At 41.3% G+C, this 811-nt stretch carries 1 protein-coding gene; it reads left to right on the forward strand.

What is annotated here, in order from left to right; all coding sequences use genetic code 11:
• Positions 1-610 (forward strand): hypothetical protein (locus N1032_RS24685; protein ID WP_259543159.1); only part of this gene is annotated, 610 nt, incomplete at its 5' end.
• Positions 611-811: the final 201 nt, after the last annotated feature.

Genomic DNA, 811 nt, shown 5'->3' on the forward strand with positions numbered 1-811 from the left:
CGAGAAGAAGGCACCAGCATTCAAATGTTCTTTTGCATTCGAACTGATTGGTGTAAACGCTACTGGTACTGAATATGAAAATGACCAAGACAAAGTCGGTAAGCCGATTGAAGCACGTCCGGCATGTCAGTTCCTTGACGCATATTTATTCCCAGGCGCAGGCCGTGGTAAAGTGTTTGACCTTTGCCAGATGATTGACCCGAGCATTAAAGAAGTTCCGGGGAATCTGGAATGGTTTATGGGCCAGTTAGGTCAGATTGTTTCTGTCCGTGTTGGTTCTTATAAAACCAAAAAAGGTGACTCTCGCAATAAGATTGTTGCTGTAACATCTATCCCGAGCATGTTTAAATCTCAGGTAGGTGAAGCAAAATCTGAATTCTTGGCATTCAATCCGTATGAAGATACACCTGAACAAATGCAGGTTTATTCTAAACTGTACAAATTCCAGCGTGATATTCTAGCGGAAGCTCATGATAAAGAGAACATTCCTTTTGCGGGTAAAGACCCGATTAAAGGTGATGGTAATGGTGAAGCACCGGCTAATAAGCCTGCAACAACCACTACAACCTCTGAGCCGTCTGTTGATTTCGACGACGATGTGCCATTCTAAGATTCAGAGTTAAATAAAAGGATTTAAGAGGAGGGGAGCCAAGTGCTCCCTTTCTTGTCTGTAAAATACAAGGATATGTATGGCTAAGAGTATTTATATACCAGTTCGTGAAAAGAAAGAGCAATATACTCTTGAAGAACTTTATCGAGAATATCAACCCAAACTTCAAGTAATTCTACGACGTATCGGTTCATCTAATAC

Source organism: Herbiconiux daphne (assembly GCF_024979295.1).
Lineage (GTDB): Bacteria > Actinomycetota > Actinomycetes > Actinomycetales > Microbacteriaceae > Herbiconiux > Herbiconiux daphnes.